Source organism: Streptomyces sp. NPDC092045, assembly GCF_044756005.1.
In the GTDB taxonomy this organism is placed as follows: Bacteria; Actinomycetota; Actinomycetes; order Streptomycetales; family Streptomycetaceae; genus Streptomyces.
The window spans coordinates 96,787-118,399 of record NZ_JBIVSC010000001.1; the positions used below are offsets into that span (position 1 = coordinate 96,787).

21 protein-coding genes are annotated in these 21,613 nt (G+C 73.2%); 11 read left to right on the forward strand and 10 right to left on the reverse strand.

Annotated features, from left to right (window positions below):
- The first annotated feature begins 1 nt into the window (after position 1).
- The 4 genes from rimI (at position 2) to ACIQKA_RS00515 (ending at position 2,756) form a co-directional block, all read left to right on the forward strand.
- A complete protein-coding gene (gene rimI / locus ACIQKA_RS00500; RefSeq protein ID WP_383158184.1) occupies positions 2 to 463 on the forward strand; it encodes a ribosomal protein S18-alanine N-acetyltransferase in 462 nt (153 codons plus the stop codon).
- On the forward strand, positions 463 to 1,566 hold the full coding sequence (gene tsaD / locus ACIQKA_RS00505) for a tRNA (adenosine(37)-N6)-threonylcarbamoyltransferase complex transferase subunit TsaD (protein WP_383158148.1): 1,104 nt from the start codon (positions 463 to 465) through the stop codon (positions 1,564 to 1,566). Before rimI ends, tsaD begins: the two co-directional genes overlap by 1 nt.
- Positions 1,567 to 1,577: 11 nt before the next feature.
- Complete coding sequence (locus ACIQKA_RS00510; RefSeq protein ID WP_383158186.1) at positions 1,578 to 1,823, forward strand: hypothetical protein; 246 nt, start codon at positions 1,578 to 1,580, stop codon at positions 1,821 to 1,823.
- Positions 1,824 to 1,901: 78 nt separating this feature from the next.
- Positions 1,902 to 2,756 carry a polysaccharide deacetylase family protein gene (locus tag ACIQKA_RS00515; protein ID WP_386364994.1) on the forward strand — a complete coding sequence of 285 codons (855 nt, stop codon included), beginning with the start codon at positions 1,902 to 1,904 and terminating at the stop codon, positions 2,754 to 2,756.
- 485 nt (positions 2,757 to 3,241) lie between these two features.
- On the opposite strand, the gene ACIQKA_RS00520 is transcribed toward ACIQKA_RS00515, so the two are convergent.
- Complete coding sequence (locus ACIQKA_RS00520; RefSeq protein WP_383429350.1) at positions 3,242 to 4,438, reverse strand: THUMP-like domain-containing protein; 1,197 nt, start codon at positions 4,436 to 4,438, stop codon at positions 3,242 to 3,244.
- A 290-nt stretch (positions 4,439 to 4,728) separates the two neighbouring features.
- Between ACIQKA_RS00520 and ACIQKA_RS00525 the strand changes: the two genes are divergently transcribed.
- From ACIQKA_RS00525 to groL, 3 genes are all read left to right on the forward strand, one after another.
- Positions 4,729 to 5,655 carry a polysaccharide deacetylase family protein gene (locus ACIQKA_RS00525; RefSeq protein WP_402539551.1) on the forward strand — a complete coding sequence of 309 codons (927 nt, stop codon included), beginning with the start codon at positions 4,729 to 4,731 and terminating at the stop codon, positions 5,653 to 5,655.
- A 495-nt stretch (positions 5,656 to 6,150) separates the two neighbouring features.
- Positions 6,151 to 6,459, forward strand: coding sequence for a co-chaperone GroES (gene groES / locus ACIQKA_RS00530; protein WP_015035628.1), 309 nt, complete (start codon positions 6,151 to 6,153; stop codon positions 6,457 to 6,459).
- Between the two features lie 106 nt (positions 6,460 to 6,565).
- Positions 6,566 to 8,194: a chaperonin GroEL gene (groL, locus tag ACIQKA_RS00535; RefSeq protein ID WP_356541324.1), complete on the forward strand. Its 1,629-nt coding sequence runs from the start codon at positions 6,566 to 6,568 to the stop codon at positions 8,192 to 8,194.
- Positions 8,195 to 8,269: 75 nt separating this feature from the next.
- On the opposite strand, the gene ACIQKA_RS00540 is transcribed toward groL, so the two are convergent.
- The 6 genes from ACIQKA_RS00540 to ACIQKA_RS00565 all read right to left on the reverse strand — a co-directional run bounded on the left by ACIQKA_RS00540 (position 8,270) and on the right by ACIQKA_RS00565 (position 14,494).
- Positions 8,270 to 8,968 carry an ester cyclase gene (locus tag ACIQKA_RS00540; protein ID WP_383429353.1) on the reverse strand — a complete coding sequence of 233 codons (699 nt, stop codon included), beginning with the start codon at positions 8,966 to 8,968 and terminating at the stop codon, positions 8,270 to 8,272.
- A 158-nt stretch (positions 8,969 to 9,126) separates the two neighbouring features.
- Positions 9,127 to 10,152 carry a hydroxyacid dehydrogenase gene (locus tag ACIQKA_RS00545; RefSeq protein ID WP_402539553.1) on the reverse strand — a complete coding sequence of 342 codons (1,026 nt, stop codon included), beginning with the start codon at positions 10,150 to 10,152 and terminating at the stop codon, positions 9,127 to 9,129.
- 17 nt (positions 10,153 to 10,169) lie between these two features.
- Positions 10,170 to 11,039, reverse strand: a complete 870-nt coding sequence (locus ACIQKA_RS00550; RefSeq protein WP_383158163.1) for a carbohydrate ABC transporter permease — start codon at positions 11,037 to 11,039, stop codon at positions 10,170 to 10,172.
- On the reverse strand, positions 11,036 to 11,935 hold the full coding sequence (locus ACIQKA_RS00555) for an ABC transporter permease subunit (RefSeq protein WP_391093474.1): 900 nt from the start codon (positions 11,933 to 11,935) through the stop codon (positions 11,036 to 11,038). The genes ACIQKA_RS00550 and ACIQKA_RS00555 overlap by 4 nt, the downstream gene beginning before the upstream one ends.
- A 5-nt stretch (positions 11,936 to 11,940) precedes the next feature.
- Positions 11,941 to 13,257 carry an ABC transporter substrate-binding protein gene (locus ACIQKA_RS00560; RefSeq protein WP_402539554.1) on the reverse strand — a complete coding sequence of 439 codons (1,317 nt, stop codon included), beginning with the start codon at positions 13,255 to 13,257 and terminating at the stop codon, positions 11,941 to 11,943.
- A gap of 124 nt (positions 13,258 to 13,381) precedes the next feature.
- Positions 13,382 to 14,494 carry a substrate-binding domain-containing protein gene (locus ACIQKA_RS00565; protein WP_383429362.1) on the reverse strand — a complete coding sequence of 371 codons (1,113 nt, stop codon included), beginning with the start codon at positions 14,492 to 14,494 and terminating at the stop codon, positions 13,382 to 13,384.
- A gap of 186 nt (positions 14,495 to 14,680) precedes the next feature.
- Between ACIQKA_RS00565 and ACIQKA_RS00570 the strand changes: the two genes are divergently transcribed.
- Positions 14,681 to 16,495 carry a DUF2264 domain-containing protein gene (locus ACIQKA_RS00570; RefSeq protein WP_391093471.1) on the forward strand — a complete coding sequence of 605 codons (1,815 nt, stop codon included), beginning with the start codon at positions 14,681 to 14,683 and terminating at the stop codon, positions 16,493 to 16,495.
- Positions 16,496 to 16,511: 16 nt separating this feature from the next.
- On the opposite strand, the gene ACIQKA_RS00575 is transcribed toward ACIQKA_RS00570, so the two are convergent.
- Positions 16,512 to 17,285 carry an SDR family NAD(P)-dependent oxidoreductase gene (locus ACIQKA_RS00575; RefSeq protein WP_383158176.1) on the reverse strand — a complete coding sequence of 258 codons (774 nt, stop codon included), beginning with the start codon at positions 17,283 to 17,285 and terminating at the stop codon, positions 16,512 to 16,514.
- A gap of 40 nt (positions 17,286 to 17,325) precedes the next feature.
- Positions 17,326 to 18,060, reverse strand: coding sequence for an MOSC domain-containing protein (locus ACIQKA_RS00580; protein WP_383429367.1), 735 nt, complete (start codon positions 18,058 to 18,060; stop codon positions 17,326 to 17,328).
- Positions 18,061 to 18,140: 80 nt separating this feature from the next.
- Here ACIQKA_RS00580 and ACIQKA_RS00585 point away from each other — a divergent pair, with 80 nt between their 5' ends.
- Positions 18,141 to 19,034 (forward strand): LysR family transcriptional regulator, encoded by an 894-nt coding sequence (locus tag ACIQKA_RS00585; RefSeq protein WP_383158181.1) that lies wholly within the window; start codon positions 18,141 to 18,143, stop codon positions 19,032 to 19,034.
- Positions 19,035 to 19,285: 251 nt separating this feature from the next.
- Here ACIQKA_RS00585 and ACIQKA_RS00590 read toward each other — a convergent pair whose 3' ends face one another.
- The gene (locus tag ACIQKA_RS00590) at positions 19,286 to 19,618 is read right to left on the reverse strand and encodes a WhiB family transcriptional regulator (protein ID WP_366371089.1); all 333 of its coding nucleotides are present in this window, start codon (positions 19,616 to 19,618) and stop codon (positions 19,286 to 19,288) included.
- Between the two features lie 437 nt (positions 19,619 to 20,055).
- Between ACIQKA_RS00590 and ACIQKA_RS00595 the strand changes: the two genes are divergently transcribed.
- A complete protein-coding gene (locus tag ACIQKA_RS00595; RefSeq protein ID WP_003948568.1) occupies positions 20,056 to 20,667 on the forward strand; it encodes a response regulator transcription factor in 612 nt (203 codons plus the stop codon).
- A gap of 244 nt (positions 20,668 to 20,911) precedes the next feature.
- The gene (locus tag ACIQKA_RS00600; RefSeq protein ID WP_383151255.1) at positions 20,912 to 21,514 is read left to right on the forward strand and encodes a sigma-70 family RNA polymerase sigma factor; all 603 of its coding nucleotides are present in this window, start codon (positions 20,912 to 20,914) and stop codon (positions 21,512 to 21,514) included.
- Positions 21,515 to 21,613: the final 99 nt, after the last annotated feature.

Consider the following 21,613-nt stretch of genomic DNA (forward strand, 5'->3'; position numbering starts at 1 on the left):
GATGCGCTGGTGGGACATCGAACCGGTGCTCGCCCTGGAGGACGAGCTGTTCCCCGAGGACGCCTGGTCGGCCGGGATGTTCTGGTCCGAGCTCGCGCACTCCCGGGGGCCGGGCGCCACCCGCCGGTACGTCGTCGCGGAGGACCCCGGCGGCCGGGTCGTCGGGTACGCCGGGCTCGCCGCCGCCGGCGGCCTCGGCGACGTGCAGACCATCGCCGTCTCCCGCGACCAGTGGGGCACCGGGCTCGGCGCCCGGCTCCTCACCGACCTGCTCCAGCACGCCACCGCCTTCGAGTGCGACGAGGTCCTGCTCGAAGTGCGCGTGGACAACACCCGGGCCCAGAAGCTCTACGAGCGCTTCGGCTTCGAGCCCATCGGTTTCCGGCGCGGCTACTACCAGCCCGGAAACGTCGACGCGCTCGTGATGCGACTGACCGTCCAAGGAACCGGAACCGATATCTGATGGCTGCTGACGAACCCCTGGTGCTCGGCATCGAGACCTCCTGCGACGAGACCGGCGTCGGCGTCGTCCACGGGACCACCCTCCTCGCGGACGCGATCGCCTCCAGCGTCGACACCCACGCCCGCTTCGGCGGCGTCGTGCCCGAGATCGCCTCCCGCGCGCACCTGGAGGCGATGGTCCCGACGATCGAGCGCGCCCTGAAGACCGCCGGGATCTCCGCGAAGGACCTCGACGGCATCGCCGTCACCGCCGGACCCGGCCTCGCCGGCGCGCTGCTCGTCGGCGTCTCGGCGGCCAAGGCGTACGCCTACGCCCTCGGCAAGCCGCTCTACGGCGTCAACCACCTGGCCTCGCACATCTGCGTCGACCAGCTGGAGCACGGCAGGCTGCCCGAGCCGACGATGGCCCTCCTGGTCTCCGGCGGGCACTCCTCGCTGCTGCTCTCCACCGACATCACCTCCGACGTGCGGCCGATGGGCGCCACCATCGACGACGCGGCCGGCGAGGCCTTCGACAAGATCGCCCGCGTGCTCGACCTCGGCTTCCCCGGCGGACCGGTCATCGACCGGCTCGCCAGGGAGGGCGACCCGAAGGCCATCGCCTTCCCGCGCGGCCTGAGCGGCGCCAGGGACCCGGCGTACGACTTCTCCTTCTCCGGGCTCAAGACCGCCGTGGCCCGCTGGATCGAGGCGAAGCGGGCGGCCGGCGAGGAGGTGCCGGTGCGGGACGTGGCCGCGTCCTTCCAGGAGGCGGTCGTGGACGTGCTCACCCGCAAGGCCGTCCGGGCCTGCAAGGACGAGGGCGTCGACCACCTGATGATCGGCGGCGGAGTGGCCGCGAACTCGCGGCTGCGCGCCCTCGCCGAGGAGCGCTGCGAGCGCGCCGGGATCCGGCTGCGGGTGCCCCGGCCGGGCCTGTGCACGGACAACGGCGCGATGGTCGCGGCCCTCGGCTCCGAGATGGTCTCCCGGGGCCGGGCCGCCTCCGACCTGGGGCTGTCGGCGGACTCCTCGCTGCCGGTGACGGACCCGCACGTGCCGGGCGCCCACGCGCACGACCACGACCACGTGCACGAGGTCAGCAAGGAGAACCTGTACTCGTGAGGCTCACCCTCATGTGGGAGGCGCGGGCGGCGCGGGGGCGGGGCCCCGAGCTCCTGGAGTGGGCCCGGGAGCGGGCCCGCGTCCTCGCGTACGAGCCGGAGCGCCGGGAGGTCTTCCGGGCGCCCCAGGACCGGGTCCTCGTCCTCACCTGGTGGGAGGCGGAGGCCTTCGACGCGGAGCTGCCGGAGCTGCCCGAGCCGGACGCGGAGCTGATCACCCGGCCGGTCCACCGCTGGCGGTTCGAAGCGGTCGAGTAGCCGTACGGACGGATGTCCGTTCGGTCACACGCGCGACCGCCGGGCAACCTTTCGGGGCGCGCGGGCATCTCCCGGCCCGTGAAGAAGACGATCGCGCTCTGGGCGGCGCTGACCGCCGCGGCCCTCCTGGTGACCGGCTGCACGGCGGAGCACCCCGCCGCGCCCGCCCCGGCCCCGCCGACGTCGTCCGCGCCGACGTCGTCCGCGCCCCGGCCCACCGCCGGGACCGGGGCCCCGGGCGCTCCGGCGGAGGCCGCCGCGTACCGGAAGTGGGGCCTGAAGCCCTTCGCGGCCCCGCCCGCGCCGCCGGCGGTGAAGCCGGTGGTCCGCAAGGCGGGGGAGCCGGTGCCGGTGATCAGCGAGATCCCCACCGACGAGAAGGTCGTCTTCCTCACGATCGACGACGGGGCGGAGAAGGACCCCGAGTTCGTCACGATGATGGAGGAGCTCAAGGTCCCCTTCACCATGTTCCTGACCGACTCCGCCATCCGCACCGACTACGCCTACTTCTCGCCGCTCGTCGCCCAGGGCCACGGCGTGGCCAACCACACCCTCACCCACCCCAACCTGCGCACCCTCTCCCCGGAGGCCCAGCGCCGGGAGATCTGCGGCCAGCAGGAGAGGCTGAAGCGGCGGTACGGCACGGCCCCGCGCCTCTTCCGCCCGCCGTACGGCAACTGGAACGAGGCCACGCGCACGGCGGCCGGGACCTGCGGGGTGGACGCGATCGTGCTGTGGCGCGAGTCCATGCAGATCCGGGACATGCAGTACCAGCGCGGCGACCGGAAGCTCCACCCCGGCGACATCGTCCTCGCCCACTTCCGCGGCCCGTCCGAGCTCAAGGGCCGCACGATGACCGAGATGACGGCCACGATGCTCCGCCGCGTCCAGGAGCAGGGCTTCACGGTGGCGCGGCTGGAGGACTACGTCTGAGGACACCGGATCGGACGGCGGCTTCGGGTTTCCGCTCGCCGGGCCTGCCGTACGGTTCACGATCCCGGGCATGGGAGAACACGTGACCGCACCGGCGACGCGGACCGGGTGAGGGAGGCCGCGGCCCGGCCGGGCCGCCCGCTCGACGACGCCCGGGACGCGCTGTCGGGAACCGGCGGTGAGTGAGCGCCGGCGCTGGGAGCACGACCCCGGCGCCGTGCACGTCGCGGGAGGCGTTCCGGCACCGGTGGTCGCTGAGGCCGAACGCCTGACGTCCCAGCCGGTGGACCTCGCCGGGAGGGGCGCGGACGTCGGTGATCCGGGCGAAGGGCCGAGGCCGGGCGGGCCGCGGCGCATGGACGCGGCCGGCGGGTGGTTCTACTTCCCCGCGGCACCGAGGGCCCGGCTGATCGCGGTCGTACGGATCATCCCTCCGTTCGACGGCCTCCGAGCCGTACCGGGGGAGCCCTCGCGGAGACGCGGGCTCACGCGCCCCCGGCCGCCCGGACGGGCCGCCCGATCAGCATCGTCGGAGCCCCCGCGACCCGAGTGAGCAGCACCGTCGCCGCGTTCGGGCCCTTCGGCTTCACCTTGCGCCGGATCTCCTCCGGCTCGACCGCCGAGCCCCGCTTCTTCACGGTCAGCGTGCCGACCTCCCGCTCCCGCAGCAGTGCCTTCAACTTCTTGAGGTTGAAGGGGAGTTCGTCGGTGATCTCGTACGCGGCGGCGTACGGCGTCGGGGCCAGGACGTCCGAGGTCACGTACGCGATCGTCTCGTCGATCAGGCCGCCGTCCAGCTCCTCGGCCGCCTCCGCCACCAGGTGCGCGCGGATCACCGCGCCGTCCGGCTCGTACAGGTAGCGCCCGACCGGCCGGACCGCCGGGTCGGGCAGCCCGCGTCCGGCGAGGGTCGCGCCGGAGGGCAGCAGCGTGGCCCGGCGCGCGCCCGGCTCCGTGCCGAACCACAGCACGGCCTCCTTCACGTCCCCGCCGTCCGAGATCCACTCGGCCCCGGCCTCCGCCGGAACGGCCTCGTGCGGGATGCCGGGCGCCACCTTCAGGGCCGCCCGCGGGGCCTTCCGGGCCGCCTCGACCGCCCAGGACAGCGGCGGCGAGTACGCCTCCGGATCGAAGACCCTGCCCCGGCCCCCGCGCCGCGCGGGATCGACGAAGACCGCGTCGTACGGACTCGTGTCGATCTCCGTCACGTCCGCGCACCGCACCTCGATCAGGCCGGACAGGCCGAGCGCCTCGGCGTTGGCGCGGACCGCCTCGGCGGTCAGCGGATCGCGGTCGACGGCGAGGACGGAGATCCCGGCGCGGGCCAGGGCGATCGCGTCGCCGCCGATCCCGGAGCACAGGTCCGCCACGCTGCGCACGCCCAGCGCCTTCATCCGGCCCGCCCGGTGCGCGCCGACCGAGGCCCGGGTCGACTGCTCGACGCCGTTCGGCGTGAAGTACATCCGGTACGCGTCCTCCGCGCCGAACTTCGCCACCGCCCGCTGCCGCAGCCGCGCCTGGCCGAGCGCCGCCGTGACCAGCTCGGCGGGGTGGTCGCGGCGCAGCCGGGAGGCGACCGCCAGCTCCCGGGCGGGGTCGTAGTCGCGCAGGGCGGCGAGGAGCGTCTGCCCCTCGGGGGCGAGCAGGGCGGCGAAGGAGGCGAGGTCGGTCACCCGTCCCATTCTGGCCCCTGCCCCGGCCCTCCCGGTTCCGGCCTCCCGGCTCCGGCCCCTGCCCCGGCCCTCCGGTTCCGGCCCCCGCGCAGGCCCTTCCGGTTCCGGCCTCCCGGGTCCGGCCCTCCGGGTCCGGCCCCCGCCCCGGCCCTCCGGTTCCGGCCCCCGCGCAGGCCCCCGGGGGCGCTGTGGGCCGGCCGGGGGACGGTGGGCCGGGTACGGCGGTGTCGCGGCCGGAAGGGGCCGCCGCGCTGACAGGATGCGGCGCCATGCAGCTCGTACGACAAAAGGAACAGAAGATGAGAAAAGGCGCGCCCCGCTCCCGTCGGACACTCGGAGCGGCGCTCGTCGTCGCCGCCCTCGCCTCCGTCGCCACGGCCTGCTCCGGCGCCGGACCGGACCGCGCCGCGCCGCCCTCCCCCGCCTCCGGCCGGCAGACCCCGAAGCAGGGCGCCGCCGCGCCCGAACCGCAGGTCGGGAAGGCCGAGGAGCTCCGCGCCCGGAAGGCCGCCCGCGCGCTCGCCGCCAAGAAGTGGGGCCTCGCCGAGCCCCCGCTCGAAGCGCCGGCCCCGCCCGCCGTGAAGCCGGAGATCACCACGCGCAAGGGCTTCGAGACGAGGAGCGAGGGCGTGCCGCCCGTCTTCACCACCGTGCCGACCAAGGAGAAGGTCGTCTTCCTGACGATCGACGACGGCTCGGAGAAGGACCCCGAGCTGCTGCGGATGATGGACGAGCTGAAGATCCCGTACAGCGCCTTCCTCAGCGACTACGTCGTCAGCGACGACTACGCCTACTTCTCCCGGATGCAGAAGTCGCAGAAGGGCGGGGTCGCCCTCCACAACCACACCCTGAACCACCGCTACCTGCCCGGACTCTCGTACAGCCAGCAGAAGCGCGAGATCTGCGGCATGCAGGACGTCATCGAGAAGAAGTTCGGCAAGCGGCCCGAGCTCTTCCGCCCGCCGTACGGCAACTACAACGACGACACCCTGCGCGTGGCCAAGTCCTGCGGCATCAAGGCCGTCCCGCTGTGGGCCGCCGAGGCCTTCCCCGACCGCATGGAGTGGCGCGAGTGGGACCGGGACCTGCACCCCGGCGACATCGTCCTCACCCACTTCCGGGGCGAGGAGGACTGGAAGGGCAGCATGGCCGACATGGTCCGCCGCGTGATGAACGTGATCACGGCCAAGGGGTACGCGGTCGCGAAGCTGGAGGACTACGTGTGAGGCCCGGCGGGTGCGGGCGGCGGCGGCGGACCGCCGCCCTGGTCCTGACCGGAGCGCTGCTCGCCCTCCCGGCCCTCGCCGGCTGCGCCTCCTCGGCCGACCCGGTCGACTCGATCGAACGGCTCGGCCGGAGGGCGGCGGAGGGGGTGGGACCCCGGGCGTCGGCGTCCCCGGGGGAGCGGGAGCGGACCGGACGGGCCGCGGTGGAGGGGAAACCGGTCGAACGCGCGGCCGTACGGACCGCGGACCGGGAGGGGAGGCGCTGTCCGAGGGCCCCGGAACCCCGCACAACCGCGCCCCCGGTCACGCCACGGAGCGATGAATTGGCACTCCGCTTGACCGAGTGCTAATCGCGGTCATAGTCTCGGCTCTGGCACTCCCCACCGGAGAGTGCCAACACAGCGACGGGCAGGTCCGGCACCCGCGACGACGGATCCACCTGGTTCGCCACCTCAGACAGTCAACCCCGTGATCTCCGAAGGGGGAGGTCGGATCGTGACGACCACCAGCTCCAAGGTTGCCATCAAGCCGCTCGAGGACCGCATTGTGGTCCAGCCGCTCGACGCCGAGCAGACCACCGCCTCTGGCCTGGTCATCCCGGACACCGCCAAGGAGAAGCCCCAGGAGGGCGTCGTCCTGGCCGTGGGCCCGGGCCGCTTCGAGAACGGCGAGCGCCTGCCGCTCGACGTCAAGACCGGCGACGTCGTGCTCTACAGCAAGTACGGCGGCACCGAGGTGAAGTACAACGGCGAGGAGTACCTCGTCCTCTCGGCCCGCGACGTGCTCGCGATCGTCGAGAAGTAAGTCACCCCAGGCCAGAAGGCTTTGAGCTGCGCCCCGAGGCCCCATTCCTGGGCGCCCCGGGGCGCCGTTCGTTCCACCAGAATTCCGAGAGGGCTGAACCGCTCCCATGGCGAAGATCCTGAAGTTCGACGAGGACGCCCGTCGCGCCCTTGAGCGCGGCGTCAACAAGCTTGCCGACACGGTGAAGGTGACGATCGGCCCCAAGGGCCGCAACGTCGTCATCGACAAGAAGTTCGGCGCCCCCACCATCACCAACGACGGTGTCACGATCGCCCGCGAGGTCGAGATCGAGGACCCGTACGAGAACCTCGGCGCCCAGCTGGTGAAGGAGGTGGCGACCAAGACCAACGACATCGCGGGCGACGGCACCACCACCGCCACCGTGCTCGCCCAGGCCCTGGTCCGCGAGGGTCTGCGCAACGTCGCCGCCGGCGCCTCCCCGGCCGCCCTGAAGAAGGGCATCGACGCCGCCGTCAAGGCCGTCTCCGAGGAGCTCCTCGCCACCGCGCGCCCGATCGACGACAAGTCGGACATCGCCGCCGTCGCCGCGCTCTCCGCGCAGGACCAGCAGGTCGGCGAGCTCATCGCCGAGGCGATGGACAAGGTCGGCAAGGACGGCGTCATCACCGTCGAGGAGTCCAACACCTTCGGCCTGGAGCTCGACTTCACCGAGGGCATGGCCTTCGACAAGGGCTACCTGTCCCCGTACATGGTGACCGACCAGGAGCGCATGGAGGCCGTCCTCGACGACCCGTACATCCTGATCAACCAGGGCAAGATCTCCTCGATCCAGGACCTGCTGCCCATCCTGGAGAAGGTCATCCAGGCCGGCGCCGGCAAGCCGCTCCTGATCATCGCCGAGGACGTCGAGGGCGAGGCCCTGTCGACCCTGGTCGTGAACAAGATCCGCGGCACCTTCAACGCCGTGGCCGTCAAGGCCCCCGGCTTCGGCGACCGCCGCAAGGCCATGCTCGGCGACATCGCCACCCTCACCGGTGCCACCGTCATCGCCGAGGAGGTCGGCCTCAAGCTCGACCAGGCCGGCCTGGACGTGCTCGGCACCGCCCGCCGCGTCACCATCACCAAGGACGACACCACCATCGTCGACGGTGGCGGCGACTCGTCCGAGGTGCAGGGCCGCGTCAACCAGATCAAGGCCGAGATCGAGTCCACGGACTCCGACTGGGACCGCGAGAAGCTCCAGGAGCGCCTCGCGAAGCTGGCCGGCGGCGTGTGCGTCATCAAGGTCGGCGCCGCCACCGAGGTGGAGCTGAAGGAGAAGAAGCACCGTCTGGAGGACGCCATCTCCGCGACCCGCGCCGCGGTCGAGGAGGGCATCGTCTCCGGTGGCGGCTCCGCGCTCGTCCACGCCGTCAAGGTCCTGGAGGGCAACCTCGACAAGACCGGCGACGAGGCCACGGGTGTCGCGGTCGTCCGCCGCGCCGCCGTCGAGCCGCTGCGCTGGATCGCCGAGAACGCGGGCCTGGAGGGCTACGTCATCACCTCGAAGGTGGCGGAGCTCGACAAGGGCCAGGGCTTCAACGCCGCGACCGGCGAGTACGGCGACCTGGTCAAGGCCGGCGTCATCGACCCGGTGAAGGTGACGCGCTCCGCCCTGGAGAACGCCGCCTCGATCGCCTCCCTCCTCCTCACCACCGAGACCCTCGTGGTGGAGAAGAAGGAAGAGGAGCCGGCGGACCACGGCCACGGCCACGGTCACGGCCACTCGCACTGAGGCACGTCGTAACCGAACACCGAGGCCCGGTGTCCCCGTCGCGGGGGCACCGGGCCTCGGTGCTTCTCCCCCCGGCTACTCCTCCACCGCGCCGAGCCGCTCCATCAGCCCGAGCATGTCGTACTGCCACCAGTCCTCGACGACCTTGCCGTCCTCCCGGAACCGCTGGATCAGCGTCCCGGTGATCCGGACGTCGATGCCGGTGGGCTGGAGGCCCATGAAGTCGCCGGTGTGGGTGGCGTCGCAGGTCCAGCGGGTGCAGACGCGGTCGCCCTCGGCGATCTGGTCCTCGACGGCGAAGGCGAAGTCGAACCCCTGCCGCCACATCCCGATCCCGCGGCGGACCGCGTCCATGCCGATCGGGTCCTGCACGTCGGAGGGGTCGTGGCTGTGGCACCCCTCGGCGATCACCTCGTCCAGCGGCGGAAGCTCCCCCGGCGTGCCGATCAGCTCCAGGAACCGGCGCGCGGCGGCCTTGTACAGCTGCTCGTCCCGCACGACGTCCAGGTCCGTGAAAGTCGGCATCCCGTCGCAGAGCGCGACCATCTCGTGGAAGAGCCGGTCGGTCTCCGGGAGGTGGGAGTTCCGCATCGCCACGTCGTACGAGGGGAACTCGATGATCTCCATGAAGTGGGTCCCGTCGGACCGGTCCTTCCCGAGGACGCTGTGGGTGGCCGTCCGCTTCCCCTCGGTCTGCTCGGCCCACCGGTCCATGAGCCGGTTCATCTCGTCGAAGCGGCTCGTCCTGCAGTCGATGATCTGTACGAAGCTCATGACGCCTCCCGGGGCGGCAGGGACGTCTCCATTCTAGGTTCGGGGAGTGCGGGGCGCCCTGGCGGCACGGGGCCACGGCACTGATGGACGACGGACCGTTCGAGACCGGAGCGGGGATCGGGCTCGTGGACGTCTTGCTCGTGTCGCATCGCGTCCGATCACGCCGACCGCGTCAGGTCCGACGCCCGCACCTCCTCCAAGAACCCCTCCCCCCGTACGTAGCGCTCCACCTCCCCCACCGCCTGCTCCGCCATCCGGTGCAGTTCGTTGCCCAGGGAGCCCGCCACGTGCGGGGTGAGGAGGACGTTCGGGAGGGTCCACAAGGGGGAGTCGGGGCGGGGGAGTTCCGGGTCCGTGACGTCGAGGACCGCGTGGAGGCGGCCCGTCCGGAGGTGGGGGAGGAGGGAGGACTCGTCCACCAGGGAGCCCCGGGACGTGTTGATCAGGGTCGTTCCGTCCGGCATCGCCGCCAGTTGTGCCGCGCCGATCATGTGGTGGGTGGAGGGGAGTTGCGGCGCGTGGACCGAGACGACCGTGCTGCGGGCGCAGAGTTCGTCCAGGGACACGGCCTCCACGCCCGGGACGTCGGTGTACGGGTCGTACAGCAGGACCTCGAAGTCGAAGGGGGTCAGGAGGTCGATCACCCGGCGGCCGATGCGGGAGGCGCCGACGATGCCGACCGTGCGGCGGTGGTTGCCCCAGCCGGCGGACTCCTCCAGCCAGGCGTGGTCGGTGCGCAGTTCGGCGTACCGCTGGGCCGAGCGCAGGACCCGCTTCCCGGCGAGGAGGATCGCGGCGAGCGTGTACTCGGCGACCGGCAGCGCGTTGGCGGCGGCGGCCGACGTGACCCGCAGGCCCCGTTCCCAGCAGGCGTCGGTGACGTGGTGCTTGACCGAGCCGGCCGCGTGGACGACGGCCCGCAGCCGGGGCGCCCGGTCCAGGACCCCGGCGGTGAGCGGGGTCGCGCCCCAGCAGGTCAGGAGGATCTCGGCCTCCGCGAGGGCGGCGGCCGTCCGCGCGTCCGGGGCCGTCAGGTCGTGGGCGACCAGGCGCGGATCGGTGCGGGTCAGGACCGCCAGGCGGGCGCGGTGCGCCTCGGTGAACAGGCGGTCGTCGACGCCCGGGCCCATCGCGAGGAGGAGGGAGGGGCGGTTGTCGGGGTGGTTGTCAGGGGTGGGGCGCATGGGGGAGCAGGCCTTCCTCACTTGACGCTGCCGGCCGTCAGGCCGGCCTTCCAGTGGCGCTGGAGGGAGACGAAGGCGATGACGAGGGGGACGACGGCGAGCAGGGAGCCGGTGACGACGAGGGGGTAGTGGTCGGGTTCGGCGTGGGCGTTGCTGTTCCACGCGTACAGGCCGAGGCTCAGCGGGTACAGCTTCTGGTCGGACAGCATCACCAGGGGGAGGAAGAAGTTGTTCCAGACGGCGGTGAACTGGAAGAGGAAGACGGTCACGAAGCCGGGCATGACCGTCCGCAGGCCGATCGACCAGAAGACGCGCAGCTCGCCCGCCCCGTCGATGCGGGCGGCCTCCAGGGCCTCGTCGGGGACGTAGCCGGCGCAGAAGACCCGGGAGAGGTAGACGCCGAAGGGGTTGACGAGGACGGGGAGCAGGACGGCCCCGTAGGTGTTGACGATCCCGATCTCGCTGGCCAGGAGGTACATCGGCAGGGCGAGCGCGGTGGTGGGGACGAGCACGCCGAGCAGGACGAGGCCGAAGAGCTTCTCCTTGCCCCGGAAGTCGTACACGTGGAAGGCGTATCCGGCGGCGACGCTGACGAACGAGCAGGCGAGGGCGCCGACTCCGGCGTAGAGGAGGCTGTTCAGGTACCAGTGGAAGTAGATGCCGTCGTTGTGCTCGGCGAGCCGGGAGAGGTTGCCGCCGAGGTCGAAGCCCTCGAAGGAGAAGGCGTTTCCGGCGAGCAGGCCGCCGGCGTCCTTGGTGGCGGCGGTCAGCAGCCAGACCAGCGGGAAGAGCATGTAGACGGTGGCGAGGACGAGGGCGCCGTTGACCGCGCCCTGCGAGAGCCACCGGCCGGCGGGGCGGGGCTTTCCCGCGCGGAGGGCGCTCATGCGGTGCGCTCCTTCCGTGCCGTCCGGCGGCCGGTCAGGCGCGTCACCGCGAAGGAGAGCAGCGCGGCCGTCAGGGCGAGGAGCACGGAGGCCGCCGCGGCGAGCCCGTAGTCGTTGCGGTCGAAGGCCGCGGTGTAGGCGTACATGTTGGGCGTCCAGGTGGAGGTGACGGCGGAGCCGGTGCCCTTGCTGAGGATGAGCGGTTCGGTGAAGAGCTGGAGGGAGCCGATGACCGTGAAGAGGCCGACCATCGCGAGCGAGGCCCTGACCAGCGGGACCTTGACGGAGAAGGCGATGCGCCAGGCCCCCGCCCCGTCGACGGTGGCCGCTTCCAGGACGGAGCGGTCGATGGCCTGGAGGGCCGCGTAGAAGATCACCACGTTGTAGCCGAGCCACTCCCACAGGGCGATGTTCACGACGGAGGGCAGGGCGCCCTCGGGGGAGAAGAAGTCGAAGCCGATCCCTCCCCCTTCCATGGCCTTCACGACCGGGCTGAGCTGGGGCGTGTAGAGGTAGACCCAGATCAGGGCGGCGATGATGCCGGGGACGGCGTGCGGCAGGAACAGCGCGAGCTGGAAGAAGCGGCGGGCGCGGGCGAGCGCCGAGTCGAGCAGCAGGGCGAGCCCGAGGGCCCCGACGAGCAGCAGCGGGATGTAGAGCAGGCAGTAGCCGAGCAGGACGCCGAAGCCCTCGCGGAAGGCCGGGTCACCCAGCGCCGCCGTGTAGTTGTCGAGGCCGGTGAAGACGGTCTCGGCGCCGCCGAAGCCCAGTCCGGACTGCTTCTCGGTGAAGAGGCTGAGCCAGACCGCGTAGCCGATCGGCACCACCATCACCGCGGTGAACAGCAGGAAGAAGGGGGTCAGCAGGATCGCGGCGGCGCGGGTGCGGGCCTTCACGCGGATCAGCCCTCGACCTTCAGGCCGCGCTTGGTGAGTTCGGCGACGGTGGCGTCGTGGCCGGCCTCCACGGCGTCGGCGAGGGTCGGGCCGCCCGGGGCGACCGCGCCGAAGCGGTCCTTGATCGTGGTGTTGGTGGTGCCGGTGGTGGGCCCCCAGGCCCAGTTCGGGTTGATCGAGGCGCCGGCGGTCTCGAAGAGGGCGTAGATGTCCTGGCCGCCGTAGTAGCCGGCGTCGAAGGCCTTCTTGGCGACCGGGCGCAGGGCCGCGGCGGCGGGGAAGGCGGAGGAGGTGCCGGAGGCGATGCGGGCCTTCACGCCCTCCTCGGTGGTGGACATCCACTCGGCGAAGGCGACGGCCGCGGCCTTCCGCCTGCTGTCCTTGGTCACGGCGAAGGAGGTGCCGCCGAGCATGCCGCTGGCGGGCTTGCCGTCCCAGCTGGGGACCGGGGCGACGGCCCACTTGCCGCTCTGCTCGGGCAGGGTGCCCTTGAGGACGCCCGCGCCCCAGGAGGCGCCGAGGTAGCCGAGGGTGGTGCCGTTCTTGAGGGAGCCGACCCACTCGGGGGAGAACGAGGCGTTCTTGTGGACGAGCCCGGCGTCGAGGAGCCCCTGCCAGTAGGCGGTGACCTTGGTGGTGGCCGGGTCGGTGGTGTTCACCTTCCAGGTGTCGTCCTCGGCCTTGAACCACTGGGCGCCGGCCTGCCAGGCCATGGCCTCGAAGGTGGTCGGGTCGTCCGGGAAGAAGGTGGCGATGCGGGCCTTGGCGTCGGCCTTCTTGACCTGCTCGGCCGCCTTCTTGAAGTCGTCCCAGGTGGTGGGGACTTCCACCCCGTACTTCTCGAAGAGGTCCTTGCGGTAGAAGAAGGCCTGCGGGGAGGCGTCGAAGGGGACGGCCCAGGTCCTGCCGCCGAGGGTGGTGAGCTCGACGCTCTGCGGGAGCAGTTTCGCCCGGTCGGCCTCGGTGAACTCGCCGCCGATGTCCTGGAGGGCGCCGGAGCTCACGAACTCGGGGAGCGAGGAGTACTCGACGGAGACGAGGTCGGGGGCGTTGCCCGCCTTCACGGCGTTGGAGATCTTGGCGTAGCCGCCGGCGGTGCCGGAGGGGATCTCCTCGAACTTCACCCTGACGTCGGTGTGGGAGGCGTTGAAGGCGTCCACGACGTCCTTGGTGCCCTTGGCCCAGCCCCAGAAGGTGATGGTCACGGGGCCGTTCGGCTTGTTCGCGGTGTCGTCACCGCCGCCGCCGCAGGCCGTGAGGACGGCGAGGGCGGTGGCGGTGCCGGCTATGACGCGGGTCGTTCTGCTCCGGAAGGGGGTCACGGCACGGCTCCTGGGGGCGGGACGGCGGGGAGGTTGTGGCCGTGATCCTGTGACCGTTCATGACCGAAGTCAAGAGCGAAAGATTGATTGATCGAAAAAAGAACAGATCGATCAGGGCGGTCCCTCATGGACGGGAGGCCGGTACCGGGGCCCCGCACGAGGACCGCACCCGGAGCCACGGCAGCAGGCTCAGGTGGCGCCGCGCCGCCGCCTCCGCGGGGCCCTCCCCGGGGTCCTCGGTCAGCCGCTCCACGAGGAGCTCCGTCGCGTGCCGCCCCACCTGCCGCTTGGGCGGGGCGACCGCCGTCAGCGGGATGTCGGCGAGCGCGGCGACCTCGTCGTCGTACGCGATCAGGGCCAGGTCCCGCGGCACCCTGACGCCCAGTTCGGCCAGGCGCCGCGCGATCTCGATGGCGTCCACGTCGTTGTGGACCAGGGCCGCGCTCGCCAGACCGGAGCCGACGGCCCCGTGCAGCGCCCGCACCGCCCGCTCGAACCCCTCCGGGTCCGCCTCCGCCGGTACGGAGTCGACGACCGGCCGGGGTTCCGCCAGGCCCAGCGTGCCCAGCGCCTCGGCGTACCCGGCGCGCACCGCGAGCGCCGTCGGGGAGTCCCGGCGGGCGACGAGGAGCGGTGTCGCGTGGCCCAGGGAGAGCAGGTGGCGCAGGGCGAGCAGGACGCCGTGGGCGTGGTCGGAGGCGACCCGGTCCAGGCCGTCGAGCGGACTGCCGGGCTCGGCGCGCCGCTCCAGGAGCACGGCGGGCACGGGCAGTTCGGCCAGCCAGTCGCCGTACGCGGGCCGGTCCTCGGGGCCCCGCCAGCCGGGCGCGACCAGGACGCCCTCGGCGCCCGCCGCGAGCAGCCCCTCGACGCGGGCGCGGTCCTCCTCCGGGCGGTAGTCCGAGACGCGCAGCACGAGCCGGGCCCCGGCGCGGGCCGCCGCCTCGTGCGCGCCCCGGATGACCTCGGCGAAGTAGTACGTGGCGGAGGGCACGAGCAGTCCGAGGACCAGGCCCTCGCCGGGCCGGCCGGCCCCCGGCGCGCCCTGCCGCTCCGGCCAGGACACCTGGCCGTGCACCCGGTCGAGCAGGCCCCGGCCGGCCAGGAGCTCGACGTCCCGGCGGGCGGTGACGGGGGAGACCCCGAGCCGTTCGGCGAGGTCGGAGACGCGGGCGGTGCCGCGCTCGCGCACCAGGGCCAGCAGTCGGTCGTGTCGTTCGGCAGCACTCTCGCGCACGGCGCGGTTCCCCCTCGCGGTGGTGGTGGTCCTCCGAGTCTAGTTCAGAATGATCGAACGGAGAGAGTTTCGATCATTCGCTCGTGAAGTCTTGACGTTCGATCCTGTCCTGTCCAGGATTCCCGGCGACGCAGACGTCACCACCGGGCCCCGGGGCGCCGCTGGAACCGTCCCAGGGAGCAGCACATGTCCACGCCGCCCGAGAACCGCGCGCTCAGCCCGTACACCGGCTGGACCCGGGCCCACTGGGAGGCCGCCGCCGACCGGCTCCTGTGCGACGTGCGCCCCTTCGCCTCGCCCCGGCACGGACTGATCGGCCTCCCCGGGCCCCGCCCGAGCTGGTCGGGCCCCCGCTCCGACGGCCTGGAGGGCTGGGCCCGCACCTTCCTCCTCGCCGCCCTCCGCGTCGCGGGCGCGCACGGCGAGGACCCCCACGGCCACCTCGACCGGTACGCCGAGGGCCTCGCCGCCGGGACCGAGGCGCCGGGCCGGGACGACGCCGAGTCCTGGCCCCTCATGGCGGACACCCGCCAGGCGGTCGTCGAGTCCGCCTCGGTCGCCCTCGGCCTGCGCCTCACCCGCCCCTGGCTCTGGGACCGGCTCGACGACCGCGTCCGCGCACGGGTCGTGGACTGGCTGCTGCCCGCCCTCGGCCCGTCCCCGGTCGACAACAACTGGTGGCTCTTCGGCCTCACCGTCGCCGGATTCCTCCGCGACGCCGGGACCGAGACCGACCGCGCCGCCGCCACGGTCGACCGCTCCCTCGCCCGCGTCGAGGACTGGTACCTCGGCGACGGCTGGTACAGCGACGGCGACAACCGCGCCTTCGACCACTACAACGCCTGGGCCCTGCACTTCTACCCCGTGCTCCACGCCCACCTGTCCGGCGACCGCGCCCTCCTCGACCGGTACGGACCCCGGCTGCGCGCCCACCTGGACGACCACGTCCACCTCTTCGACGCGAACGGCGCCCCCGTCCCGTACGGGCGCTCCCTGATCTACCGCTTCGCCGCGGCCGCCGCCCCCTGGCTCGGCGCCCTCACCGGCCACACCCCGCTGACCCCCGGCGCCACCCGCCGCCTCGCCTCCGGGACCCTGCGGTACTTCCTCGACCGGGGCGCCACCGACGGACGCGGGCTCCTCACCCTCGGCTGGCACGGCCCGTACCCGCCGCTCGTCCAGGAGTACTCGGGTCCGGGCTCCCCCTACTGGGCGTCCAAGGGCTTCCTCGGCCTCCTCCTGCCCGCCGGACACCCGGTCTGGACCGACCCCGAGGAGCCGCTGCCCGCCGAACGCGCCGACACCGTCCGGGCCTTCGCCCCCGCCGGGCTGCTCGTCCAGACCACCGCCGCCGACGGGCTCGTACGCCTCCACAACCACGGCAGCAACCACGTGCGCAGCCGCGAGGGCGGCGAGGACGACCCCGGCTACGCCCGCCAGGCCTATTCGACCCGTACGGGACCCGCCACCGGGTCCGCCCCGGCCGACAACCACTTCGCGCTGCTCGACGACGAGGGCCGGGCCACCACCCGGGGACCCGCCGTCCCCGCCGGAACCGGCCCCGGCTGGGCCGCCTCCCTGCACGTCCCGCGCCCCGGCGTCCGGATCCTCTCCGCGACCCTCGCCCACGGCGCGGCCGAACTCCGCGCCCACCTCGTCCTCGGCGCCCCGGAGGGGACGCCCGTACGGCAGACCGGCTGGGCCACCACGCCCGACGGGCCGCACGCCCGGCTCCACCCGGTCCACGGGCACCCGCCGGAGGACCCGGCCGCCGTACTCCCCGTGGGGGAGACCCTCCAGGGGCCGGGCGGCCGGGTCCTCGCCCTGTACGGCACCACGCGCGGCCCGGCCGCCCTCTTCGCGTCCCTCGCCTCGCTCACCGCCGCGCCGGGCCCGGCCCCCGTCGCCGACCTCGCGCGCGTGCGGGTCGACGGCCACGCCCTCCGCGTGACCTGGGAGGACGGCACCACCGCGGACCTGGACCTCGACGCCCTGCTGTGAACGGGCCCGGCGCGGCCTACTGCGGGCCGTACTTCCGTCCCGCCCGGGAGGAGACCCCGCCGAGCAGACCGCGCGGCGCCAGCTTCACCACGCCCATCAGGGCCTTGTAGCGGGGGTCCGGGACGGACAGCGTCTTCCCCCGGTCCAGGTCGGACAGGGCCGACGCCACCAGCTTGTCCGCGTCGAGCCACATCCAGCCCGGGATGTTGTCCGTGCCCATCCCGGCCCGCTCGTGGAACTCGGTCCGCACGAAGCCGGGGCAGAGCGCCATCAGCCGCACCCCGGTGCCCGCCAGGTCCCGCGCCGCGCCCTGGGTGAACTGCACGACCCACGCCTTCGACGCGCCGTACGTGCCCCGGGGCACGAAGGCCGCCACCGAGGCCACGTTCACCACCCCGCCCCGGCGCCGCTCCCTCATCGGGGCGGCGGCGGCCGAGGTCAGCCGCAGCACGGCCTCGCAGTGCACCGTGAGCATCTTCAGCTCGTCGGCCATGGAGACTTCGAGGAAGCGGCCCCTGTTGCCGAAGCCGGCGTTGTTCACCAGCAGGTCCACCGGCCGCCTCGGGTCCGAGAGCCGCGCCTCGACGGCGGCGATCCCCTTCTCCTCGGCGAGGTCCGCCGCGAGCACCTCGGCCTCCACCCCGTGCCGGTCGTGCAGCTCGGTCGCCTGCTCCCGGAGCCGCTTCACGTCCCGGGCCACGAGCACGACGTCGTGGCCGTCGGCCGCGAGCCTCCGGGCGAAGGCGGCCCCGATGCCCGCGGTGGCCCCCGTAATCAGTGCAGTCGTCATACGGGCACGGTAATGCCCCGGCCGGGCCCGGGGTCCGGCGCTATGCCCCGGCGCACTCCTGCACGTGCCCGTCCGCCCGGCCGTCCGCGGACTCCTCCGCGTGCTTCCCGGCGTACTTCTCCGCGTACTCGCGGGCCACGTCGAGCAGGCCCGACTCCATCCAGGGGGCGGCGGCCAGCGTGCCGGGCAGCAGGGCCCGCTCGACGGTCGCGGCCCGGTGCAGCAGGGCGACGGTGACCTCGTGGTCGGGCCGGTGCACGACGGTGATCGGATCGCCCGCGCGCACCTCGCCCGGCACGATCACCCGCAGCAGCGCGCCCGGCCCCGCCTCCGACCGCGTGAACCGCTTGACCCAGCCCTTCTCGCCCAGGAAGCCCGCGAACGTACGGCACGGGATGCGGCCGCCGGTCACCTCCAGGACCACCTCGTCGCCGATCCGCCACCGCTCCCCGATCAGGGCGTTGTTGACGTCGAGGCCCCGGGTGGTGAGGTTCTCGCCGAAGGAGCCGTTGGCGAGTTCGCGGCCCAGCTCCCGCTCCCACAGGTCCATGTCCTCGCGGGCGAAGGCGTACGCGGCCCGGTCGGCGCCGCCGTGGAAGCGCAGGTCGCAGACGTCGTCCCCGGCGAGCCCGCTCCGCCCGACGCCGAGCGGCCCCGGCGCCTCGATCCGCACGGCCCCCTCGACGGGGCGCTTGTCGATGGCCGTGAGGCCGGAGGAGGCCTCGGTGTAGTCCACGGCCCGGGCGCGGCCCACATTCACACTCAGCAAGGTCATGTGGGTACTTTACGGGCGCCCTCCTCAAAGCCGTTAAGCGGTATTCGAACTCTTTCCCAAGACTCGCTTATGCTGGATCCATGATCGAGGCACGCCATCTCCGCGTCCTGCGCGCCGTCGCCGCCACCGGCTCCTTCTCGGCCGCCGCGCGCGAACTCGGCTGCACCCAGCCCGCCGTCAGCCAGCAGATGAAGGCGCTCGAAGCCTCCGCCGGCACGCCGCTGCTGATCCGCACGGGCCGCGAGATGCGCCTCACCCAGGCCGGCGAGGTCCTGGTGCGCCACGCCTCCGGCATCCTCGCCGGGCTCACCGCCGCCGAGGAGGAGGTCGCCGCGATTGCCGGGCTCCGCGCCGGCCGGGTCCGCCTGGTCTCCTTCCCGAGCGGCAGCTCCACCCTCGTCCCCACCGCCCTGGCCGCCCTGCGGGCCGCGCACCCCGGCACCCGGGTCTCCCTGGTCGAGGCCGAACCGCCCCGCTCGATCGAGATGCTCCGCGAGGGCGACTGCGACATCGCCCTCGCCTTCCGGTACGGGGCGGGGCGGGCCGAGTGGGACGACCTGGTCGTCCGGCCGCTGCTCGCCGACCGGCTCGTGGGCCTGGTCCCCGAGGGGCACCGGCTCGCCGGGGCCGGCTCGGTCGGCATCGCGGAGCTGGCGGACGAGTCCTGGATCGCGGGCTGCCCGCGCTGCCGCCGCCAGCTCGTGGACGTCTGCGAGGAGGCGGGCTTCACGCCCCGCATCGACTTCGCGACCGACGACTACCCGGCCGTGGTGGGCCTGGTGGGGGCGGGCCTGGGCGTGGCCGTCCTGCCGGCCCTCGCCATCGAGTCCGTACGGCCCAAGGGGGCGCGGACCGTGGCCGTGGAGCCCGCCGTGGAGCGGGAGATCGTGGCCCTGACCCTGCCGGACCTGGCGCAGGTCCCGGCGGTCGCCGCCACGCTGGACGAGCTGACGCGCGCCGCCACGCGCGCGTAGGAGCCGGGGCCTTCGGCGCCCCGTGGTCCACCGTCGGACCCGCGCCGCCGCGCGCAGGCGCCGGGAGCGGCGACGACCCCGGCCGCGCGCCGCCACGCGCGCGTGGGCACCCGTCCGGTGTCCCCACGCGCGTGGGCGCGGTGGGCGTCGCCGTCCCCGGTTCCCGGTTCTCGTCGGACCCCGGAGCCGCTCGGGGCCGCGGGGCCCCGAAGCCGTTCGGGGTGCGGGAAACTATCCGGAGAAACGTTCCTTCACATGGACGCCGGCGCGGCCGTCGAGGCCGTGGGCGCCGTCGTGATCAGACGGTTGCGGGCGCGTCCCATGAGCTCTTCGCGTTCGTCCTCGGTGAGGCCGCCCCAGACGCCGTAGGGCTCCCGCACGGCGAGTGCGTGTGCCGCGCACTCCGCGCGCACCGGGCACCGCATGCAGACCTCTTTCGCCGAGTTCTCACGCGCACTCCGTGCCGCGCCGCGCTCTCCCTCGGGGTGGAAGAACAGGGAGCTGTCGACCCCGCGGCAGGCCGCGAGCAGTTGCCAGTCCCACAGATCGGCGTTGGGTCCGGGAAGGCGGGAGAAATCTGCCATTGCGCTTGTCCCCTTGAAACCGTGTCGAACGGATAGGTGGGCGGGTGGATGGCTGACGGCCGGGGCTCCTTCCGGTCCCCGACAGCTCGGGTCGTCGTTACACCTACTGTCTAAGTAGATGTAAATATGACTCATTGCGAATCTAGCCACAGACACCGCGAAAAGGGAAGAAATCCCGCTAAATGGGGCATACCTTTTGATCTCGGGACGCAAGGGCCGCGTCGCTCTTCTCCGCGCACGGTCCCTCACGTAGAGTGCCGAAGCCTGCCGTCCGACCCGTAACTCTTTCGGGTGACCGTCGTTGAGAGTGCGGAGGCGGTTGGAGGAACAAGCGATCGGGCAGGTGTCCGAGAGCGTCGACCGCACAGGTGACGATACGTACAGCCCTGGAGGCTCAAGGTGACGCGCAACAGCTGCGAGAGCCGCGGAGGTCAGGCATGACATCCGTTCTCGTCTGCGACGACTCCCCGCTTGCCCGAGAGGCGCTCCGCCGCGCGGTCGCGACCGTGCCCGGCGTCGAGCGCGTGACCACCGCGGCCAACGGCGAGGAAGTCCTCCGCCGCTGGGGCGCGGACCGCTCGGACCTGATTCTGATGGACGTGCGCATGCCCGGCCTGGGCGGCGTGGAAACCGTCCGCCGGCTGCTCTCGGCGGACCCCGGCGCCCGCATCATCATGCTCACGGTCGCCGAGGACCTCGACGGCGTCGCGCTCGCGGTCGCCGCGGGCGCCCGTGGCTATCTGCACAAGGACGCCTCGCGCGCCGAGCTGCGGGCCACGGTCACCCAGGCGCTCGCCGACCCGACCTGGCGGCTCGCCCCGCGCCGCCTCCGCTCGGCCGAGATGGGCGCCGCGCCCACCCTCACCGCGCGCGAGATCCAGGTCCTCGAAGGCATGAGCCACGGCCGGTCCAACGCCGAGATCGGGCGCGAGCTCTTCCTCTCCGAGGACACGGTCAAGACCCACGCCCGGCGCCTCTTCAAGAAGCTGGGCGCCTCGGACCGCGCCCACGCCGTCGCGCTCGGCTTCCGCTGGGGCCTGGTCCGCTGACGTCGCAGGTCACCCGCCGCATCCCCGTCCCCGCCCGCGTCCTTCGCGGGGTGGACGGGGTGGGCTTGTGTCACTTCTCCGCCGGATGACGCATCCTTGAGATGTGGAGTTCCTCGGGGACGAGTCGATCGAGCGGGAGGGGAGGGCGCGGGAGATGGGTTCCGGCGCACCTGCTCATAACGCTTCGGTGCACAACTACGGACGCGGTGCCACGGACGCGGAAGCGCCGGGGCACCATGGAGCGATGCGCGACGACGAGACCGCGGGGTCCCCCATGCCTTCCGGGCAGGGGGAGATCGGCGCGCTCGTCCACCGCGCGGTCGACGGCGACGCGCAGGCCACGCACGACCTCCTCGCGCGCGTGCACCCGCTCGCCCTGCGGTACTGCCGCACCCGCCTCAACCGGCTGCCCGGCGACGCCCGGCACTTCGTCGAGGACCTCGCCCAGGAGGTCTGCGTCGCCGTCCTGATGGCGCTGCCGCGCTACAAGGACACGGGCAGGCCCTTCGAGGCCTTCGTCTTCGCCATCGCCGGACACAAGGTCGCCGACCTCCAGCGGGCCGCCATGCGGCACCCCGGGTCCACGGCCGTGCCCTCCGACGAGATGCCCGAGCGGCCCGACGACTCCCTCGGACCCGAGGAGCGGGCGCTGCTCAGCGACGACGCCGAGTGGGCCAAGAAGCTGCTCGCCAACCTCCCGGAGAACCAGCGCGAGCTGCTCGTGCTGCGGGTCGCCGTCGGGCTCACCGCCGAGGAGACCGGGCAGATGCTCGGCATGTCCCCCGGCGCCGTCCGGGTCGCCCAGCACCGCGCCCTCAGCCGGCTCCGCGCGCTGGCGGAGCAGTAGCTCCCGCCGGTCGTCGCCGTTCCCGACCGCGATCCCCTTCGGCCGCCGGTCCGCGCCGGCCGCCGGCCCCCCGGCCGCCCCGCCGCCCCTGGCCGGGCG

Coding starts and splice junctions, on each gene's coding strand:
- rimI (WP_383158184.1), top strand. CDS start 2: ATGCGCTGGTGGGACATCGAACCGGTGCTCGCCCTGGAGGACGAGCTG.
- tsaD (WP_383158148.1), top strand. CDS start 463: ATGGCTGCTGACGAACCCCTGGTGCTCGGCATCGAGACCTCCTGCGAC.
- ACIQKA_RS00510 (WP_383158186.1), top strand. CDS start 1,578: ATGTGGGAGGCGCGGGCGGCGCGGGGGCGGGGCCCCGAGCTCCTGGAG.
- ACIQKA_RS00520 (WP_383429350.1), bottom strand. CDS start 4,438: ATGGGACGGGTGACCGACCTCGCCTCCTTCGCCGCCCTGCTCGCCCCC.
- ACIQKA_RS00525 (WP_402539551.1), top strand. CDS start 4,729: ATGAGAAAAGGCGCGCCCCGCTCCCGTCGGACACTCGGAGCGGCGCTC.
- groL (WP_356541324.1), top strand. CDS start 6,566: ATGGCGAAGATCCTGAAGTTCGACGAGGACGCCCGTCGCGCCCTTGAG.
- ACIQKA_RS00540 (WP_383429353.1), bottom strand. CDS start 8,968: ATGAGCTTCGTACAGATCATCGACTGCAGGACGAGCCGCTTCGACGAG.
- ACIQKA_RS00545 (WP_402539553.1), bottom strand. CDS start 10,152: ATGCGCCCCACCCCTGACAACCACCCCGACAACCGCCCCTCCCTCCTC.
- ACIQKA_RS00550 (WP_383158163.1), bottom strand. CDS start 11,039: ATGAGCGCCCTCCGCGCGGGAAAGCCCCGCCCCGCCGGCCGGTGGCTC.
- ACIQKA_RS00570 (WP_391093471.1), top strand. CDS start 14,681: ATGTCCACGCCGCCCGAGAACCGCGCGCTCAGCCCGTACACCGGCTGG.
- ACIQKA_RS00575 (WP_383158176.1), bottom strand. CDS start 17,285: ATGACGACTGCACTGATTACGGGGGCCACCGCGGGCATCGGGGCCGCC.
- ACIQKA_RS00580 (WP_383429367.1), bottom strand. CDS start 18,060: ATGACCTTGCTGAGTGTGAATGTGGGCCGCGCCCGGGCCGTGGACTAC.
- ACIQKA_RS00585 (WP_383158181.1), top strand. CDS start 18,141: ATGATCGAGGCACGCCATCTCCGCGTCCTGCGCGCCGTCGCCGCCACC.
- ACIQKA_RS00590 (WP_366371089.1), bottom strand. CDS start 19,618: ATGGCAGATTTCTCCCGCCTTCCCGGACCCAACGCCGATCTGTGGGAC.
- ACIQKA_RS00595 (WP_003948568.1), top strand. CDS start 20,056: ATGACATCCGTTCTCGTCTGCGACGACTCCCCGCTTGCCCGAGAGGCG.
- ACIQKA_RS00600 (WP_383151255.1), top strand. CDS start 20,912: ATGCGCGACGACGAGACCGCGGGGTCCCCCATGCCTTCCGGGCAGGGG.